Source organism: Peribacillus sp. NPDC101480 (assembly GCF_050277335.1).
Taxonomy (GTDB): Bacteria; Bacillota; Bacilli; order Bacillales; family DSM-1321; genus Peribacillus.
In genome coordinates, this window is sequence record NZ_JBNNSB010000003.1 from 220354 (window position 1) to 238086 (window position 17733).

At 42.1% G+C, this 17733-nt stretch carries 18 protein-coding genes; 17 read left to right on the forward strand and 1 reads right to left on the reverse strand.

All coding sequences use genetic code 11. The features are described from left to right. The 13 genes from ACQKMF_RS12360 to spoIID form a co-directional block, all read left to right on the forward strand. Positions 1-807, forward strand: an 807-nt coding sequence (locus tag ACQKMF_RS12360; RefSeq protein WP_427573434.1) for an NADH-quinone oxidoreductase subunit C, incomplete at its 5' end; no start/stop codon positions are given. Between the two features lie 5 nt (positions 808-812). After that, a complete protein-coding gene (locus ACQKMF_RS12365) occupies positions 813-1910 on the forward strand; it encodes an NADH-quinone oxidoreductase subunit D (RefSeq protein ID WP_101223829.1) in 1098 nt (365 codons plus the stop codon). Then, entirely contained in the window at positions 1911-2918 is a 1008-nt protein-coding gene (nuoH, locus tag ACQKMF_RS12370) for an NADH-quinone oxidoreductase subunit NuoH (protein ID WP_427573438.1), read from the forward strand. A gap of 33 nt (positions 2919-2951) precedes the next feature. Further along, positions 2952-3371 (forward strand): NADH-quinone oxidoreductase subunit NuoI, encoded by a 420-nt coding sequence (gene nuoI, locus ACQKMF_RS12375; protein WP_101223827.1) that lies wholly within the window; start codon positions 2952-2954, stop codon positions 3369-3371. Then, the gene (locus ACQKMF_RS12380; protein ID WP_101223826.1) at positions 3368-3886 is read left to right on the forward strand and encodes an NADH-quinone oxidoreductase subunit J; all 519 of its coding nucleotides are present in this window, start codon (positions 3368-3370) and stop codon (positions 3884-3886) included. The genes nuoI and ACQKMF_RS12380 overlap by 4 nt, the downstream gene beginning before the upstream one ends. Next, entirely contained in the window at positions 3883-4197 is a 315-nt protein-coding gene (gene nuoK / locus ACQKMF_RS12385; RefSeq protein ID WP_101223825.1) for an NADH-quinone oxidoreductase subunit NuoK, read from the forward strand. The genes ACQKMF_RS12380 and nuoK overlap by 4 nt, the downstream gene beginning before the upstream one ends. Positions 4198-4231: 34 nt before the next feature. Beyond that, complete coding sequence (nuoL, locus tag ACQKMF_RS12390) at positions 4232-6103, forward strand: NADH-quinone oxidoreductase subunit L (RefSeq protein WP_260358787.1); 1872 nt, start codon at positions 4232-4234, stop codon at positions 6101-6103. Next, positions 6100-7623: an NADH-quinone oxidoreductase subunit M gene (locus ACQKMF_RS12395; RefSeq protein ID WP_427573444.1), complete on the forward strand. Its 1524-nt coding sequence runs from the start codon at positions 6100-6102 to the stop codon at positions 7621-7623. Before nuoL ends, ACQKMF_RS12395 begins: the two co-directional genes overlap by 4 nt. A 3-nt stretch (positions 7624-7626) precedes the next feature. Next, entirely contained in the window at positions 7627-9153 is a 1527-nt protein-coding gene (gene nuoN / locus ACQKMF_RS12400; protein ID WP_427573447.1) for an NADH-quinone oxidoreductase subunit NuoN, read from the forward strand. Positions 9154-9302: 149 nt separating this feature from the next. Further along, a complete protein-coding gene (locus ACQKMF_RS12405) occupies positions 9303-9545 on the forward strand; it encodes a DUF1146 family protein (protein WP_101223821.1) in 243 nt (80 codons plus the stop codon). 158 nt (positions 9546-9703) lie between these two features. Next, a complete protein-coding gene (locus ACQKMF_RS12410; RefSeq protein WP_402943356.1) occupies positions 9704-10453 on the forward strand; it encodes a YwmB family TATA-box binding protein in 750 nt (249 codons plus the stop codon). 32 nt (positions 10454-10485) lie between these two features. Further along, complete coding sequence (murA, locus tag ACQKMF_RS12415; protein ID WP_098371638.1) at positions 10486-11787, forward strand: UDP-N-acetylglucosamine 1-carboxyvinyltransferase; 1302 nt, start codon at positions 10486-10488, stop codon at positions 11785-11787. Between the two features lie 205 nt (positions 11788-11992). Further along, positions 11993-13030 (forward strand): stage II sporulation protein D, encoded by a 1038-nt coding sequence (gene spoIID, locus ACQKMF_RS12420; RefSeq protein WP_230176120.1) that lies wholly within the window; start codon positions 11993-11995, stop codon positions 13028-13030. Between the two features lie 19 nt (positions 13031-13049). Here the strand turns inward: spoIID and ACQKMF_RS12425 are convergent, their stop codons facing one another. After that, positions 13050-13475, reverse strand: coding sequence for a VanZ family protein (locus ACQKMF_RS12425; RefSeq protein ID WP_101223818.1), 426 nt, complete (start codon positions 13473-13475; stop codon positions 13050-13052). A 152-nt stretch (positions 13476-13627) separates the two neighbouring features. Here ACQKMF_RS12425 and ACQKMF_RS12430 point away from each other — a divergent pair, with 152 nt between their 5' ends. From ACQKMF_RS12430 to ACQKMF_RS12445, 4 genes are all read left to right on the forward strand, one after another. After that, complete coding sequence (locus ACQKMF_RS12430; protein WP_101223817.1) at positions 13628-14566, forward strand: M23 family metallopeptidase; 939 nt, start codon at positions 13628-13630, stop codon at positions 14564-14566. 435 nt (positions 14567-15001) lie between these two features. Continuing rightward, positions 15002-15274 carry a sporulation transcriptional regulator SpoIIID gene (spoIIID, locus tag ACQKMF_RS12435; protein WP_034315767.1) on the forward strand — a complete coding sequence of 91 codons (273 nt, stop codon included), beginning with the start codon at positions 15002-15004 and terminating at the stop codon, positions 15272-15274. A gap of 307 nt (positions 15275-15581) precedes the next feature. Next, positions 15582-16583 carry a rod shape-determining protein gene (locus tag ACQKMF_RS12440; protein WP_101223816.1) on the forward strand — a complete coding sequence of 334 codons (1002 nt, stop codon included), beginning with the start codon at positions 15582-15584 and terminating at the stop codon, positions 16581-16583. A 278-nt stretch (positions 16584-16861) separates the two neighbouring features. Then, complete coding sequence (locus tag ACQKMF_RS12445) at positions 16862-17701, forward strand: flagellar hook-basal body protein (RefSeq protein WP_427573454.1); 840 nt, start codon at positions 16862-16864, stop codon at positions 17699-17701. Positions 17702-17733: the final 32 nt, after the last annotated feature.

Sequence of the window (17733 nt, forward strand, 5' to 3'; positions counted from 1 at the left end):
AAAGCTGAAAGTGCGGAGAAGCCGGAAGATGAAACGGATATAGCGAAGCAAAAGGCGGCAGCGGCGGCCAAAGCGAAAGCAGCAGCATTGGCCAGAAAACGGTCGAAAGAGGATGCGACTGAAAAACCGGAAGGCGAAATGGATGTAGCGAAGCAAAAGGCAGCGGCAGCGGCCAAGGCGAAAGCTGAAAGTGCGGAGAAGCCGGAAGATGAAATGGATATAGCGAAGCAAAAGGCGGCAGCGGCGGCCAAAGCGAAAGCTGCTGCTGCTGCAAAGAACAGGACTGCTGTAAAGGAAAGCGAAGAAGTTATCATCCCTAACGAGCTTTCCCCAAATCAGTTGAAACTCGATCAAATTATTTCTGCTATTGAAAGCCATTTAGGACAAGGGGCATTATTAGAGCACTATATTAATAGATTATCAAAAGATGTACCCACTTTAGTGGCTAATCCGGATACATATTTCTCAATAGCAAAATTTCTGCGATACGATGAACAGCTTGACTTTTCGTATTTATCGGAACTTCATGGTACGGATTTTGAATCCCATATGGAAATCTATGTACATTTACATTCATTCAAAATGAACCAATCAGTTGCCTTGAAGGTGAAGCTTGATAGGGAATCTCCCGTTATTCCATCATTGGTCTCATTATGGCCAGGAGCAAATTGGCCAGAATGTGAGGCATATGATTTATTAGGTATTAACTTTTATGAACACCCTGATCTAAAACGGATTTTACTTGGTGATGATTGGAAAGGGTATCCCCTTAGAAAAGATTATCAGCCTTATGATGTGGAGGTGTAAGCCCAATGTTAAGGACGGAAGAAATGCTTCTCAATGTCGGGCCGCAGCATCCGAGTACACATGGTGTTTTTCGGCTTGTCATCAAGATTGACGGTGAAATTATAAAAGAGGCTACACCTGTTATTGGGTATCTGCATCGCGGTACGGAAAAATTAGCGGAAAATCTGCAATATACACAAATAATCCCATATACCGATCGGCTCGATTATCTAGCGGCAATGACAAATAATTATGTGCTTTGCCATGCTGTTGAGACAATGATGGGGGTCGAGATTCCCGAAAGGGCAGAATATTTGCGGGTGATCGCAATGGAATTGGGCAGAGTTGCAAGCCACCTTGTCTGGTGGGGTACATACTTGCTGGATATAGGTGCGACGAGCCCTTTCCTATACGCCTTTCGAGAACGTGAAATGATCGTTAATTTATTGACTGAATTGTCAGGGGCACGCCTTACATTCAATTATATGCGTGTTGGAGGCGTGAAATGGGATGCTCCTGAAGACTGGATTGCGAAGGTTGCCGAGTTTGTCCCTTATATGAGGGAGCAGCTTGCCGGTTACCATGAGCTTGTGACAGGGAATGAAATCTTTGTTAATCGGGTTAAGGGGGTGGGCATCTATACGAAGGAAGAAGCCCTGCAGTATTCGCTTAGCGGTGCCAACTTAAGATGTACAGGTGTGAAATGGGATTTACGAAAAAATGAGCCATATTCCATTTACGACAGGTTCACATTTGATGTTCCTACAAGGGAAGAGGGTGATGCCTTTTCTCGCTATCACTGTAGAATGGAAGAAATCGAGGAATCACTGAAAATCATCGAGCAGGCGGTTGAGCAATTTCCAGAAGGGCCTATCCTCGCTAAGGTCCCTAAAATAATAAAGGTTCCTAAGGGTGAAGCATTTGTCAGAATTGAATCGCCAAGAGGGGAAATAGGCTGTTATATCGCGAGTGAAGGGAAAAAGGAGCCATACCGTTTGAAATTTCGCAGACCTTCATTTTATAATCTGCAAATTCTTCCGAAATTATTGGAAGGGGAAAATATGGCGAACTTGATAACGATATTAGGTGCAATCGATATCGTTTTAGGGGAGGTGGATGGATAAATGATCAAGGACCTTCTCCACTCCGCTCCAAGCCTGCTGAATTTTGGCATTTTTTTTGGTTTGGCAGTCCTGCTCCTGTTCGTCGTATTAGGGTTTGTAACCTATGGAATCCTTTCAGAGCGAAAAATCATGGGATTCATGCAGATGCGTGTCGGCCCAAACCAAATTGGGGGGAAATGGGGTCTCTTGCAGACCGTTGCCGATGTTTTGAAACTTCTGATCAAGGAAGATACGATACCCAAAAAAGCTGATAAGCCGTTATATATTTTAGCTCCGGTAATTGCTTTTGCTCCTGCTTTCATGGTCCTTGCCACCTTGCCGTTCACCGATGCCTTCCAATTTGCGGATATAGGTGTCGGACTGCTTTATTATATGGCGATTTCCGGCATATCGACCATCGGCATCGTCACTGCGGGTTGGGCATCCAATAATAAATATTCTTTGATTGGCGGGATGAGGGCAGCCGCGCAAATGATATCTTATGAAATCCCATTGGTGATGTCACTAGTGGGAATCGTCCTCCTAACAGGCAGTTTAAACTTGAATGATATAGTTGCAGCCCAGGAAAGGGTTTGGTTCATTTTTCTTCAGCCGATTGCGTTCATCGTGTTTTTCATTGCATCGGTTGCCGAGTTGAACAGGGTTCCTTTTGACCTTCCGGAAGCGGAATCCGAACTTGTTGCAGGCTATCATGTTGAATACTCTGGATTTCGCTGGGCCTTCTTTATGTTATCTGAATATGTGTATATGTTTGCAATGGCAACGCTAACCACTGTATTATTTTTAGGGGGATGGAATTCTATTCCGTTTTTGGATTTTATTCCGGCAGCCATCTGGTTCGGTCTGAAGTTCAGTGCCGTATTCTATGTATTGGTCTGGATTCGTGTAACCTTTCCTCGTATAAGGGCCGATCAATTGATGGAATTCGGATGGAAGGTGCTGCTTCCGGTTGCATTGGCTAATATATTTTTGACGGCACTTATAAAAGAATTGATTAACCTTTTTTAGAAACTTAAGCTGGTCGGAAAGCGAGGGATTTATATGCTTGGTTTAGCAAAAGGTTTAACCTATACATTAAAGAACTTGACGAGGAAAAAAGTGACCTATGACTACCCGAATGAGCCGCTTCCACTTCCTGACCGATTCCGCGGAATCCAGAAATTCTATCCTGAAAAATGTATTGTATGCAATCAGTGCGTGACGATTTGCCCAACGGATTGTATTCAATTAACAGGTAAGAAGCATCCGGACCCGTCGAAAAAAGGGAAAATCATCGATACGTATGACATTAATTTCGAGATTTGCATTTTATGTGATTTATGTACGGAGGTCTGCCCTACAGAAGCAATCGTGATGACGAATCAATTCGAGCTGGCCGAATATAGCCGTGATCATCTATTTAAAAATCTGGAGTGGCTGGATGAAAACGATGAAAATGTCCGGAAGGTGAATAAAGTATGAGTTTGTCGGGTGAATTAATTGCCTTCATTGGTTTGGCACTCGTCTCGATAGTAGGCGGGGTGCTGTTGATTACCTTAACAAAAGTGGTGCACATGGTAATTGCACTTGTTTTTACTTTCTTGGGCATTGCAGGCATTTATATGTTGCTTTCGGCCGAGTTTGTCGCCATTGTTCAAATCCTGATTTATTCAGGGGCTATTACGATCGTGATGCTATTCGGGATTATGCTGACAAAACACCAAGAAAATGATGCACCCGCTAAAGGGGGCTGGGGGAATTTCTCCTTGCTGGCGGCGATTGCTGGATTTGCCGTGGCGGTGTATCTGGGGATTTATAACCTTGATATACCTGTACAGCCAACGGCCTTGCATGAGGAAAATACAAAGCAAATAGGAATCGAACTTTTTTCAAAATATGTAATTCCATTTGAAGTGATGTCGGTACTCCTGCTTGTTGCTTTAGTCGGTGCCATCGTATTGGCTAAAAAAGATGATGAGGAGGGAGATCGATCATGACGGGAGTTCCCTTGTCGGCTTACCTTGTATTGGCACTCGTTTTATTTTGTATAGGGTTGTATGGTGCCTTGACGAAAAGAAATGCGGTCATTGTTTTGATTTCAATCGAGCTGATGCTGAACGCTGCAAATATCAATTTAGTTGCCTTCAGTAAATTGGGGGTAACACCATCCATTACGGGTCAAGTTTTTTCCTTATTCACGATTACGATCGCCGCGGCCGAGGCGGCTGTAGGGCTGGCTATACTAATGTCCCTTTATCGCAATCGGAAGACGGTCAATGTCGATGAAATGGAAATTATGAAGAATTGAAGGTTTATATAAATGAAGAAGGGGATTTGATACGATGATGGAGTACGCATGGCTCATACCGGTCTTTCCACTCGTCACGTTTCTGGTTCTGCTTCTATCAGGCGGGCGGTTGCGGGAACGAGGGGCATTTATAGGAATAATATGTACATTGGCTTCGTTTGTTTTATCGTTGCTCGTCCTGATGGAACGATTTAAAGAACCTACTTATAATATATCGATAGATTGGCTTTCCTTCGGGGGGACGCAACTTTCAGCTGGATTCGAAATCAATCAGCTTAATGCCTTGATGCTTGTGGTCGTTTCCCTTGTCAGCCTGCTTGTCCAGATATATTCGAAGGGGTATATGAAGGGTGAAGTGCGATTCTCCATTTTTTATGCTTATCTGGGCTTCTTCACCTTTGCCATGCTTGGACTTGTCATGGCACCCAATTTATTACAACTTTATATCTTCTGGGAATTGGTCGGGGTGGGTTCTTTCCTGCTCATTGGGTTTTACTTTTATAAACATGAAGCTAAGGCTGCAGCGAAGAAGGCATTCATCATGACCAGGATTGGGGATGTAGGGCTCTTAATCGGCATCATTCTGCTATTCTGGGAAACAGGCAGCTTTGAATATGGAGAGATCTTTCAAGCCGTTCAATCGGGCATGATATCAAGCGAAAAACTGACTTTAATCGCTATTTTGATTTTTATCGGAGCGGTTGGGAAGTCTGGACAATTTCCTCTTCACACGTGGCTTCCGGATGCAATGGAAGGACCGACTCCGGTTTCCGCATTGATACACGCAGCAACCATGGTTGCTGCAGGGGTTTACCTGGTGGCGGCCATGTTTCCGCTATTCATGGCAAGTTTTGCTGCGATGCAGGTCGTAGCGATAACAGGTGGAATTACAGCCATATTCGCCGCAAGCATTGCCATCGTGCAAAAGGATGTTAAGCGTGTATTGGCATATTCGACAATCTCTCAGCTTGGCTTTATGATGCTTGCTTTGGGTACTTCGGGATATGTGGCCGGGGTGTTCCATTTAATGACCCATGCCTTTTTTAAAGCATTGCTGTTTTTGGCAGCAGGCAGTGTTATTCACGCTATACATACACAGGATATGGAAAAGATGGGCGGCCTATGGGGTAAGTTGAATTGGACTGGGCCGCTGTTCTTGACTGGCACGTTGGCGATATCGGGGTTTCCGTTACTCTCAGGTTTTTTCAGTAAAGATGAAATTCTAATGGCAGCCTGGGAGAATGGTAGTTATATATTGTTTGGTCTAGCGGTGGTTACCTCCTTTTTAACTGCTTTTTATATGTTCCGGCTGTTTTTCATGATGTTTGCAGGCGATTCGCGCAGTCAAGTAAAACAGGTCAAGGAATCACCTTCCATCATGCTAATTCCCATGCTCGCATTGGCTTTGCTTGCTGTAATCGGCGGGTATATCCAAACACCATGGTTTGGAACTTTCCTTGGGGAGTGGCTTGTGGAGGGAAATGAAGCTGCTCTAGGCGCCAGCCATAGTGAGGGACCCGTTTGGATAATGTTGCTGGCCGTGCTTGTATCGCTGGCCGGGATATACCTTGCTTATATGATATACGCTAAAAAGAAGTTACCACGGGACTGGCTTGTCAAAGAAAACTCCGGGGTATATCGGGTTTTGGAAAATAAGTATTATATTGATGAGATTTACTATTACACTGCAGGCTATGCAGTCAAGGGCTTTAGTATATTCCTATCTTATATGGAAAGGTTCATTGTCGGCGGCCTGGTTTCCACTGTAACAAGTTCGATAGAAGGATTAGGAAAAATAGGGTCTAAACTGCAAACAGGACAGGTACAGCAATATGGCATGATAGCCTTTCTGGGACTTGCGGTACTGTTGGTGATTTTTGCAGTAACTGGGGGGTATCTAAGATGAATGTCTATTTGCTCTCGCTTTTAGTGTTTTCACCGCTGCTGGGCATAGTGATGGTTGCCCTCATGCCGAAAAAAGAGGGAAGGACGATTAAACAATTTGGCTTTTTCGGAACACTGCCTCCTCTTTTCCTATCGTTCTTTCTATGCAGCCAATATTATTCGGGTGTGGCCCTATCCTTATTTGACATTAAGTTGAATTGGATCAGGTTTGGGAATTTGGAGATGTATGATCCCAAGCTCTTCACGGTTGACTTTGAGTTGGGGCTGGATGGATTAAGTCTCATCTTCATATTACTGACAACAATCATTTCAACACTGGCCGCAATCGCATCCATTTATATAAAAAAGGAATGGAAAGGGTATTATTTGTTATTTTTGATCCTGGAGATTGGGATGCTCGGTGTCTTCACCGCAGAAAATTTAATCCTTTTTTTCATCTTTTTTGAAATGACTTTGATTCCTGCTTTCTTTTTAATTGGCAGATGGGGCTTCCTGGAGAGGGAGAAAGCTTCTTATAGTTTTCTGATTTATAATGGCATTGGTTCGGCTGTTTTATTAGTGGCTATTTTGATTTTGTTTGCCAGGACGGGTACGACCAACATTGCAGCATTGACACAGATGATGACAATGGGCGGTGTTTCACTTTTTGCACCAATATCCGGTTCGATGAAATATGGTTTATGTCTCGCCTTTCTCGTAGCATTTGCGATAAAGCTGCCCGTCTTTCCCTTTCACAGCTGGATGGTGCGGGTCCATGCAGAAGCACCTCCATCCATAGTCATGATACATGCGGGTGTCCTATTGAAAATAGGGGCGTACGGAATCATCCGGTTTGGAATGGGGATATTTCCTGAACAATATAAAAGCTTGGCCTTTACCATTGTCCTATTTGGGGTCCTCAGTTTTTTATATGGTGCATTTCTAGCTTTGGTACAAACGGATTTCAAGCTCGTTTTAGCATACTCATCAATCTCACATATGGGTATCGTCATGATGGGGCTGGGAGCCTTGAATGAAGCGGGCATTCAGGGAGCTATTTTTCAAGTCATCTCACACGGGCTAATTGCTGCTTTGTTGTTTTTCTTGGTGGGAGTGTTGTATGAGCGTATGGGAACCACGATGCTTCCTAAGCTTGGGGGGCTGGCCAAGTCGATGCCGATTTTTTCAGGGTTTATGTTAGCTTGCGGGATGGCTTCTCTCGGTTTGCCTGGCATGTCGGGCTTCATCAGTGAATTCATGGTATTTCTTGGCTTATTCAAGAGTCAGCCGTTGCTTGCGGCAATTGGGGTGATCGGGCTGGTTTTAACCGCTGTTTATGTATTGAGGGCGGTCATGCAGATGACTTTCGGGAAAAATGATAGCTTGATAGAAAAAGAGAAATGGGACCTAAGGGGCTGGGAGTTTTTTCCCGCGTTGGTTCTTCTCGCTTTGATAATATCTGTTGGGGTATACCCAAATTTGTTAGGCGGGCCTCTTCAAGGAACGATTGAAGCCATGATGCTTGCTCTAGGGGGGCGATGAAGGATGGATTGGAACACGATGCTTTCTTATGATTGGGGAGCGATGATGCCAGAATTCATCATCCTTGGAACAACCATGATTCTTTGGATATTGGATTTATTCTGGCCAAAGCACTTTAATCGGAGAAAACTGGCATGGCTCGCGCTAACCGGAATCATTTTGGCATGTTTGTCACTGATTAGCCTGCTATCCTTTGAGACAGTCAGTATCTTATCCGATACGTTTCGTTTGGATTCATTTGCAAAAGCTTTTAAGCTGCTGCTGTTATTAGGAGCGGCCTTAATCATCCTTCTGGCTGAAGGATATGAACCGCAAGAGGGGCTGCGGGAGCACCGGGGGGAATTTTATTATCTGTTCCTGACCGCTTTGCTTGGAGCGATGGTCATGTCCTCAAGCGGTGATTTGATAACGCTGTTCGTTGGACTGGAACTGCTTTCACTTTCATCTTATATATTGGTCGGAATACGCAAGCATGATCGGAAGTCCAACGAAGCGTCCATGAAGTATGTAATAAACGGAGGCATTTCCACAGCGATCACTTTATTTGGGATGAGCTATTTATATGGAGTGACCGGTTCCGTCAATCTAGGCGAAATGAGCCGGACGATGGCTGCGATGACGGACGGACAGCTGCAATACATCATGGGCCTCGCTTTCTTCATGGTGTTTGTAGGTATAGCCTTCAAGATAGCTGCCGCTCCATTTCATATGTGGGCGCCGGATGTGTATGAGGGGGCACCGACACCGGTCGCAGCCTTCTTGAGTGTAATTTCGAAAATGGCGGGTTTCGTCATCATCCTGCGCATTTTTCTCTCATTGTTCCTAACAGCTTCCGGTGATACGTTCGGAGCGCTCGACTTTTTGGAAAAAAATAATATCTATATAGCTTCGTTGGCGGGCCTGACGATCATCATTGGAAATGTGGTTGCGTTAAGGCAGCAAAATTTAAAACGATTATTCGCTTATTCAAGCATCGCCCATGCGGGTTACCTGCTTGTAGCGGTGGCCACATTGGGCGGGGGATATTTTCTCCTGGATACTGTCTGGTTTTACCTGATGGCTTATGTATTAATGAATATCGGTATATTCGCAGTCATTCAGCTTCTATCCAGCCAAAGTGGGTCAGAAGATATTAGCATTCTTGCAGGAATGGGGAGGAAATCACCTTATCTTGCCATGGTATTCACCGTATTTATCCTGTCGCTTGCTGGAATCCCCGGTACGACAGGTTTCATTGGCAAACTTAATATTTTTCTTGGAACATTCATAACGGAGCCTGGACATTTTGTCCTTGCGGGAATCATGATTGCAGGTACCATTGTATCCTATGTGTATTATTTCGGCTTATTGGTTCAGGTCTTTTTCCGACCGATTCATTCAGAGAAGGTCATTAAAATCCGTCCGGGTCTTTACATTGTGTTGATCATTTGCGTAATAGGCACCATACTTTTCGGGGTGGCGCCCAATATTGCCTTTGATTTTATTCATGATCAATTTGGCGAATTTACAGACTTTATTTCAAGTAAATGATATAATGCCTGTATCAGAGGCTTGTTCCATTGGATCAAGCCTCTATTTACAGTTTTAAAAAGATATTTTGCAATTCTTCCTTTTAAATTCCAAATATGAAGGGGTTTTGTGTTAGAATAGAATTCGGGTGTCTTTTAGGAGGTATGTACATGTTTTCAGCAATGGGACAGCAGGCTTTAACAGGAATAATTGCACACTTGTTTTTCATCGCAGTTACCTGGTGGGCTCTACAGGCATTACATTTTGATAAAATATTAAGATCCAATTCTGTCATCAAGGCAAGGGTTTTATATATTTTATTAACGGTTGCCATCGGTTCAGTTGTAAGTAATTTCTTCCTCGACTACCTGGGATTTGCAAATCAACTTCCGTATATGTTTAGTAATGACTGATATGCTGTAAGAATTTTCTTATAGCAAAATATGATTCTACTCTTGTATTCGCTTTTGCTTCCTGCCAGTATAAGGGGAAGTTGTCACCAATTGTCGGAAAACTCGAAGTATGATCTCTCTCCTTATGGAAAGAATGTGTAAAAGGGGAGGGATTTAACATGTTTAATTTAAACAAAAAAATGTTATCATACATAGTATTTCTCGGTTTGATGGTGATTTTAATAGGGAATAGTACGATTGTGGCAGAAAGCAAACCAGATATAGTTAAATTGGTGGGACTGTTACAAAAAGATAAAGATTTAGACATAGGCGATTGGTCTGTACTCACTAGAGAAATAAATAAAGAGATTACAACTAAACAAGAGTTTGAAAACGAAGTTACAGCTTTAAAACGAAAATACCCTCAATTTCAATGGCACCGGAAAGATGATGCTTCCGGCTGGAAGGCAGAGGCGTTAACTTACAATGTCGATTCAGGTCTGACCGAGTCTATCAAAATAATGACAACGGAAGAGAAATTTGATAAAGTTACCTATGTTATTTACGAAGTGGAGGGGAAAAAGTGGAAGAAAGCCAATGCGGCATTTTTTACTGCTACGTTCCAAAACAGGGTGAATGACCTATTTATAGGAACTCCTTCAATTTTTTCTTGTATTAAAGGGTCTATCAATGATAATATGGATTCGGTTTTAAGCTCTAAAACTGAAGACCTGTTAGATATGTTCCATGCAAGGGAAATTGAGAGTGTGCATGAAACAAACTTTACATCTATATCTGCACATTCAACATTGTTTAAACAACCTTTGACAAAAGAAAAATTAAATTTGCAGTTTGGGCTACGGACAGAAGGATTGGGTGACCGAACGAACTTTGTAGTTGGCACACCAATCATAACGTTTGAATATTAATATAGAGAAAATGGACGCGGAGGGGAATACTTTTGGAAAAAATCATCGTCCGCGGCGGAAAAAGGCTTAGCGGGACAGTTAAAGTAGAAGGTGCTAAAAACGCCGTTTTGCCAGTTATCGCTGCAACATTATTAGCAAGTGATGGGAAAAGTATCATTAAAGATGTTCCTACGCTCTCCGATGTATATACAATCAATGAAGTATTGCGCAACTTAAATGCAGATGTTGCCTTTCATGACAATCAAGTAACTGTAGATGCATCAAGAGAGTTATTAGAAGAAGCACCATTTGAATATGTACGCAAAATGAGAGCTTCCGTTTTAGTGATGGGCTCATTACTAGCAAGGAATGGCCGGGCCCGCGTTGCTCTTCCTGGTGGCTGTGCCATCGGATCACGTCCTATCGACCAGCATTTAAAGGGCTTTGAAGCGATGGGAGCAAAAGTGAAGGTCGGCAATGGTTTCATTGATGCCGAGGTTGAAGGCAGACTTAAGGGTGCAAGAGTGTATCTTGACTTCCCGAGTGTGGGTGCCACTGAAAACATCATGATGGCAGCAACACTTGCTGAAGGTATAACTATTCTTGAAAATGTGGCCAAAGAGCCTGAAATTGTAGATCTTGCGAATCTCCTTAATAAAATGGGTGCCAAAGTCAGAGGTGCCGGTACTGGTACGATGAGAATCGAAGGTGTCGATAAATTATATGGCACTGAACATACGATTATACCTGACCGTATCGAAGCTGGTACATTCATGACTGCGGCCGCTCTTACTGGCGGCAATGTTCTTGTTCAAGGAGCTGTACCTGAACACCTTACTTCCCTTATTGCCAAAATGGAGGAAATGGGTGTTGAAATTCTTGAAGAAGAAGATGGATTACGCGTTATCGGTCCAAAAACCTTGAAGGCCATTGATATCAAAACAATGCCACATCCTGGTTTCCCGACTGATATGCAATCGCAAATGATGGCATTACTACTTCGTGCTGAAGGAACAAGCATGATTACGGAGACCGTTTTCGAAAACCGTTTTATGCATGTTGAAGAATTCCGTCGCATGAATGCCAATATTAAAATAGAAGGTCGTTCCGTTATCGTTAACGGACCAACTAACATTCAAGGTGCTGAAGTAGCTGCAACAGATTTACGTGCCGCGGCAGCGCTCATCCTGACTGGATTGGTTGCAGATGGCATTACACGTGTTACAGAATTGAAGCATCTTGACAGAGGGTACGTGAATTTCCATGGTAAATTGGCATCTCTAGGTGCTGATGTGGAACGTATTAACGAAGATGTACCTGCTGAAACAAAAAAAATCGCAGATTTAAACGCATAAGTTAGCTTATAAAACCATTCACGTTCGAGTCATTGAACCGTGAATGGTTTTTTTTGTCTTGTTCCTGGTTCATCGCCTACAGTTAAATAGTTGTCGTTTTTCTATTCATAAAAGCTTGTCCTTCGACATACATTTGTTATGTAAAGATGATACCTGCCGAATGCGATTTACGGCAGAGAAAACAAGTGTAGGGAGGCTCAGGAATTTGAAAGCAATCAAACCGATGATCGTACTATTCATAGCAGTAGCATTCGTAATTATCATGATTCCAGCAGTGCTTGTGCTTCCATTTTCAAATGAAAAGACAAGTGGGCAATTGACCGAAGAGTTGGAAAAGAAAGTGAAGAATGAGGGTAAAGAGGTAGCTGCAAATGAAATGAGTTCCGTAGAAGTTGCCGTTTACCGCACATCTGCAAAAAAGATTGAAAAACTGCCGATTGAATCGTACTTGACTGGTGTGGTTGCAGCTGAAATGCCAGCAGATTTTGAAGAAGAAGCGCTGAAGGCACAAGCATTGACAGCGAGAACCTACATTGTCAATCAGCTCATAAGCGAAAGTCGATTAGGCTTGCCTGAAGGTGCCGATGTAAGCGATACGGTCATGCACCAAGTTTATAAGAATAATGATGAGCTGAAAAAACAGTGGGGCTCTGATTATAAATCGAAGATGCAAAAAATCAACAAGGCTATAAAGGAAACTGCCGGTCAAATCTTAACCTATGAAGGAAAACCGATTACTGCCACTTTTTTTTCGACCAGCAATGGCTATACGGAGAATTCAGAGGACTATTGGCAAGCTGAATTTCCCTATTTAAAAAGTGTATCCAGTCCATGGGATAAAGAAGAATCACCAAAATTTTATAATAAAGTTGTTGTTGATACTGCAGATTTTGAAAAAAAGCTGGGTGTAAGTCTTTCTTCGGGAACATCTATAGGGACTGTCATTGAAAGAACATCGGGTAATCGCGTAGGTGTAGTGGAAATCGGAGGAAAGAAAATGACAGGAAAACAGATTCGTGAGAAGCTCGGGCTGACATCATCCGATTTTGACTGGGAGCGTCAAGGCAACCAGATTGTCATCACGACAAAAGGGTCCGGACACGGAGTTGGAATGAGCCAGTACGGTGCTAATGGCATGGCCAGGGAAGGAAAAACCTATGAAGACATCGTTAAATATTATTATAAAGGCGTCAAAGTTCAGTCTTCAAGTAAGTGGCTGAATACGATGACGGCAAAAAAATGAGAGATGGGGATCCCATCTCTCATTTTTTTTCGTTTAATTTTTCTATAATCGTCAAAAAGCCCCGTTTACGCTTGAAATAATGATATTGGACATGAAAATAGACTGCAGCCACTCCAATGATATCCTTAATGACATCTATTAAGGTAGAGGAGCGGTATGGGACGAAAGATTGGTGGTATTCATCAATAACACCGTAAAGGCAAGCTACAAGGGCAGCCAACAGGCTTAAACCTGCTTTCATTTTTTGGTTTGCGGCAAGGGCCGAAACTAATAATATATACAAAAGGGCAAATTCGACCAGATGAAGTGCCTCTTTGATAAATCGGTCAATTGAGGATGAGGGAAGATCAAGAATCATATCATCGGGGTTGCTCGACATTATCCAAATGGCAATCATATATAGGAAAGGCAATAACGTTAACACAAGTTTAAAAGCTTTTTTCATGATTTAAACATCCTTCAACAGTAAGATATCAAACATTTTACCATTCTGCGAATAAAATCGGTTTCATTTCCACAAAATAAATCTAAAAAAATTTTTTCCTGAATGTATATAATCTTGGCAAAATGTTCAGAATGATTGCTGAGGTGATTAATATGAGAGAGGAAGAAAAGAAACCAACTTCCACAATCCGACGTATACTAAAACAACGTTGGGCATTATCAGCAATCTATATCGCAAGTGCAGCCATAATCTTAGCCGCGGCCTTCTTATTACAAAATAGTTTTAATGATTCAGCTAAAGATGGCAATGAGGAATCAGCTGAAACAGGAAAAAACTATGGTGAGCCTTCTGTAGAGGTTAATAGTAATCTTGAGACAATCAAGATGCCTGTAGCCAATGCAGATAAAACGGTTATCAAGAAACAGTTTTATGATGTGAATGCGGATGAAAAGGCACAAGAAGAAGCATTGGTTTTCTACAACAATAGATATGAGCAAAATAAAGGTATAGACATTGCAATGGAAGATGGAAAGTCTTTCGATGTAAAAGCTTCCTTAAGTGGAAATGTAACGAAAGTTCAAGACGATGCGTTGCTTGGAAATTTAGTTGAAGTTGAGCATGAAGATGGTGTCGTTACCCGTTATCAATCTGTTAAAGACATTAAGGTTGCAGTCGGTGACAAAGTGAAACAAGGACAAGCAATTGCTACAGCTGGAAAAAGCCAAATCAATGAAGAGGCTGGCGTACATGTCCACTTCGAAATCAGAAAAGATAACATTGCGTTAAACCCACTTGATTTTGTTGATAAACAAGCTTCTGCGATTCAATCGGCAACTGAAGCCGAGGGCAGTGAACTTGAAAATTCAGGTAATAAAGAAGAAACACCTGCAGTCGAAGGATCTGAAGCTGATAAAGAAGAAACGCCTGCAGTCGAAGAGTCTGAAACTGGCACAGAAGAAACTCCTGCAGTTGACGAATCTGAAGAGGGCACTGATTTAGAGAATGGCACTGATGAGGAAGGCTCTGTCCCTGGTGAAGATACAACTGAAGAAAGCGATTCCTTAAAAGATTCGTTAAATCAATCTAATTAAAATTAAGATTTTTAATAAAATCAAAACAAAAACCTAGAACGTTACGAATGACAACAACTGAAAATTTGGTAAAAGGAAGCCGTTCACTTTGAACGGCTTCCTTTTTTTCTTTCGAGGAAATATTGGACAATATGCTGAAACCTTTGAATTTCTGACAAATTTCTCGGGAAATAATTTGCTCTTAAGGAAAAGAAACAGATGAAAATCATAAATAAATCCAAACCTCCTGTCCCATTAGGCATATATTCTTAACCAAGCTAATAAGATGTTATAAACCATGCAAAGAGAGTGTTTGAGGTGAGGAATCGTTTATTACAAATTATCTAATAGGTGAATAATTCTATCTTTCATTGTTTATAGGGCAGCGGTATTCGATTCGAAAAATACGAATCTCATTTCACACTTCTCACATCCAATTTGGGGAGGTCGAGTGGTGTGCACGATTACATCAAAGAAAGAACTATCAAGATAGGAAAGTATATCGTGGAAACTAGAAAAACAGTCCGCGTCATTGCAAAAGAGTTCGGGGTCTCTAAAAGCACAGTGCATAAAGACTTAACTGAGAGGCTGCCAGAAATTAATCCTGATTTGGCTAACGAAGTGAAGGATATATTGGATTATCATAAATCCATTCGTCACCTTAGAGGCGGAGAAGCGACAAAATTAAAATATAAACGTTCTGAAAGAGAAGAAGAAATCGTTAAATGATACTTGAATCATTCCGGCAATTGGAAGTGAATCGGGCAATCGGGTAATGAATGAGGGGACATGAAAGTGAGTGTCAGCTCTTTTCTCAACCTTGTTGCGGTTCCATGCCGGGATTTTTTTATGGGGAAATAAGTAAATGTAGTACATAAGGCACCGGATTTTTTTACATATTGGCAAATTAGGAAATAATAGTCTATATTAGTGTTTATTTATAATTCATACTTACTTGTGTCAATGCAATATGGTAAAATAAACAATTAGGACAGAAGTAGGTTATATGTGAGGATATTCAAGGAGGATTTAAGAAATGTTTGCTAGAGATATTGGGATAGACCTTGGAACAGCCAATGTTCTTATACATGTCAAAGGTAAAGGAATTGTGTTAAATGAGCCTTCGGTAGTTGCGATTGATAAGAATACGAACCGTGTTCTTGCCGTCGGTGAAGAAGCTCGTAAAATGGTAGGCCGTACTCCAGGAAACATCATCGCAATCCGACCTTTAAAAGACGGTGTCATTGCGGATTTTGATGTAACAGAATCGATGCTTAAGCATTTTATCAATACATTGAATGTGAAAGGCTTCCTTTCAAAGCCTAGAATTTTAATCTGCTGCCCGACCAACATAACAAGTGTCGAACAAAAGGCGATTAAAGAAGCTGCCGAAAAAAGCGGTGGAAAGAAAGTATTCCTTGAAGAAGAACCAAAAGTGGCTGCAATCGGTGCCGGCATGGATATTTTTCAGCCAAGCGGCAATATGGTCGTGGACATTGGCGGAGGTACAACGGATATTGCCGTTCTTTCAATGGGGGATATCGTTACATCTTCTTCTATTAAAATGGCCGGTGACAAATTCGATAATGAAATATTAAATTATGTCAAACGGAAGTATAAGCTCCTCATTGGTGAACGTACAGCGGAAAACATTAAAATCCAGGTTGCGACCGTCTTCCCTGGATCTCGTAATGAAGTCATCGATATCCGTGGGCGCGATATGGTATCGGGATTGCCTAGAACCATTTCGGTCAATTCAGAAGAAATTGAGGAGGCTCTCCGCGAGCAGGTTTCCATCATTGTACAAGCTGCAAAAAGCGTACTTGAGCGGACGCCGCCAGAACTTTCTGCTGATATCATCGACCGAGGCGTCATTTTAACAGGCGGGGGAGCATTGCTTCATGGGATTGATTTACTTCTTGCCGAAGAGCTTAAGGTCCCAGTACTCGTTGCCGAGCAGCCAATGGATTGTGTAGCAATCGGAACCGGTATCATGCTTGATAATATGGATAAATTGCCACGGCACAAATTCAACTAAAAAGCGGATGGAAATCTGCATCATAAGATAGGGGTCTAAGGTTCAGACAAACGTGAGGCATAGTGAAAGTCGTGCAGTTCTAGTACTGATGAGCAATAGGCCCTCTTCTTTTAGTCGAAAATTTAACACCATTCCTTTAAATTTGACCTTGCCTACGATATAGACAAATTCTTCTGCCTAATGCTTTTCCTTTTCCTTAACATACTGATGTTCATGTCCGATAAGATAGATATGAGAAATCGAACGGAATAAGTTATGTAGATTGAGGAGTGAAGAAGATGTTAAGAGGTTTTTATACGGCTGCTTCCGGGATGCTTACACAGCAAAGGCGCACAGAATTGCTCACAAACAATATGTCCAATGCGAATACAACAGGGTATAAAGCGGATCAAATGAGCGTAAGGTCTTTTCCGGAAATGCTCATAAGCAACATAGGTGGTAAAACGGTTCCTACTGAGAACAAATTGAACATGACTAACTTATCCCAGGTTGGAGGGCTCAGTACGGGTGTTTACGTACAGGAGGCGAATCCTTTATTTACCCAGGGTACATTGGAGGAAACTCAGCTTAATACGGATATTTCCTTAGTTGATGAAAATCTGCCGATCAATGAAGAAACGGGTCGGCAAGGATCGGTGTTTTTTACTGTCCAGGATAGGGATGGTGCTATCCGTTATACGCGTAACGGCAGTTTCACCCTGGATGGGCAAGGTTATCTGACCACGCCTTCGGGTCATTATGTATTGAATGAAAATAATGAAAAGATCAAGCTTGATAGCGATCAGTTCACAGTAGCGGAAAACGGTGTTATTTTAGAAGGAAATGTTCAGACCGCACGTATGGGCATCGGTTATTCGAATGATCCGTCATTACAGCTCATGAAGGATGGGGAAGGCCTATTTAAGGCTGTGAATGATGGGGATTTACCTAGCGCATACGTGGCTGCAGATGTCGGTTTTTCTACTAAGCAAGGCTTTCTTGAAGGCTCCAATGTTGACCAATCGAGAACGATGACAGAAATGATGTCGGCATACCGCTCTTTTGAAGCGAATCAGAAGGTTCTTCAAGCCTATGATAAAAGTTTGGATAAAGCAGTCAATGAGGTTGGCAGGCTTTAATTGAACAGTAGAAAAAATGATTTTGGAAATTT

Bases quoted from the DNA above. Each gene is read 5' to 3' on its own strand.
- ACQKMF_RS12380 (WP_101223826.1), top strand. From the start codon at position 3,368: ATGAGTTTGTCGGGTGAATTAATTGCCTTCATTGGTTTGGCACTCGTC.
- ACQKMF_RS12410 (WP_402943356.1), top strand. From the start codon at position 9,704: ATGTTTAATTTAAACAAAAAAATGTTATCATACATAGTATTTCTCGGT.
- ACQKMF_RS12425 (WP_101223818.1), bottom strand. From the start codon at position 13,475: ATGAAAAAAGCTTTTAAACTTGTGTTAACGTTATTGCCTTTCCTATAT.
- ACQKMF_RS12405 (WP_101223821.1), top strand. From the start codon at position 9,303: ATGTTTTCAGCAATGGGACAGCAGGCTTTAACAGGAATAATTGCACAC.
- ACQKMF_RS12445 (WP_427573454.1), top strand. From the start codon at position 16,862: ATGTTAAGAGGTTTTTATACGGCTGCTTCCGGGATGCTTACACAGCAA.
- nuoN (WP_427573447.1), top strand. From the start codon at position 7,627: ATGGATTGGAACACGATGCTTTCTTATGATTGGGGAGCGATGATGCCA.
- ACQKMF_RS12365 (WP_101223829.1), top strand. From the start codon at position 813: ATGTTAAGGACGGAAGAAATGCTTCTCAATGTCGGGCCGCAGCATCCG.
- nuoI (WP_101223827.1), top strand. From the start codon at position 2,952: ATGCTTGGTTTAGCAAAAGGTTTAACCTATACATTAAAGAACTTGACG.
- nuoK (WP_101223825.1), top strand. From the start codon at position 3,883: ATGACGGGAGTTCCCTTGTCGGCTTACCTTGTATTGGCACTCGTTTTA.
- nuoH (WP_427573438.1), top strand. From the start codon at position 1,911: ATGATCAAGGACCTTCTCCACTCCGCTCCAAGCCTGCTGAATTTTGGC.
- ACQKMF_RS12430 (WP_101223817.1), top strand. From the start codon at position 13,628: ATGAGAGAGGAAGAAAAGAAACCAACTTCCACAATCCGACGTATACTA.
- ACQKMF_RS12395 (WP_427573444.1), top strand. From the start codon at position 6,100: ATGAATGTCTATTTGCTCTCGCTTTTAGTGTTTTCACCGCTGCTGGGC.
- nuoL (WP_260358787.1), top strand. From the start codon at position 4,232: ATGATGGAGTACGCATGGCTCATACCGGTCTTTCCACTCGTCACGTTT.
- ACQKMF_RS12440 (WP_101223816.1), top strand. From the start codon at position 15,582: ATGTTTGCTAGAGATATTGGGATAGACCTTGGAACAGCCAATGTTCTT.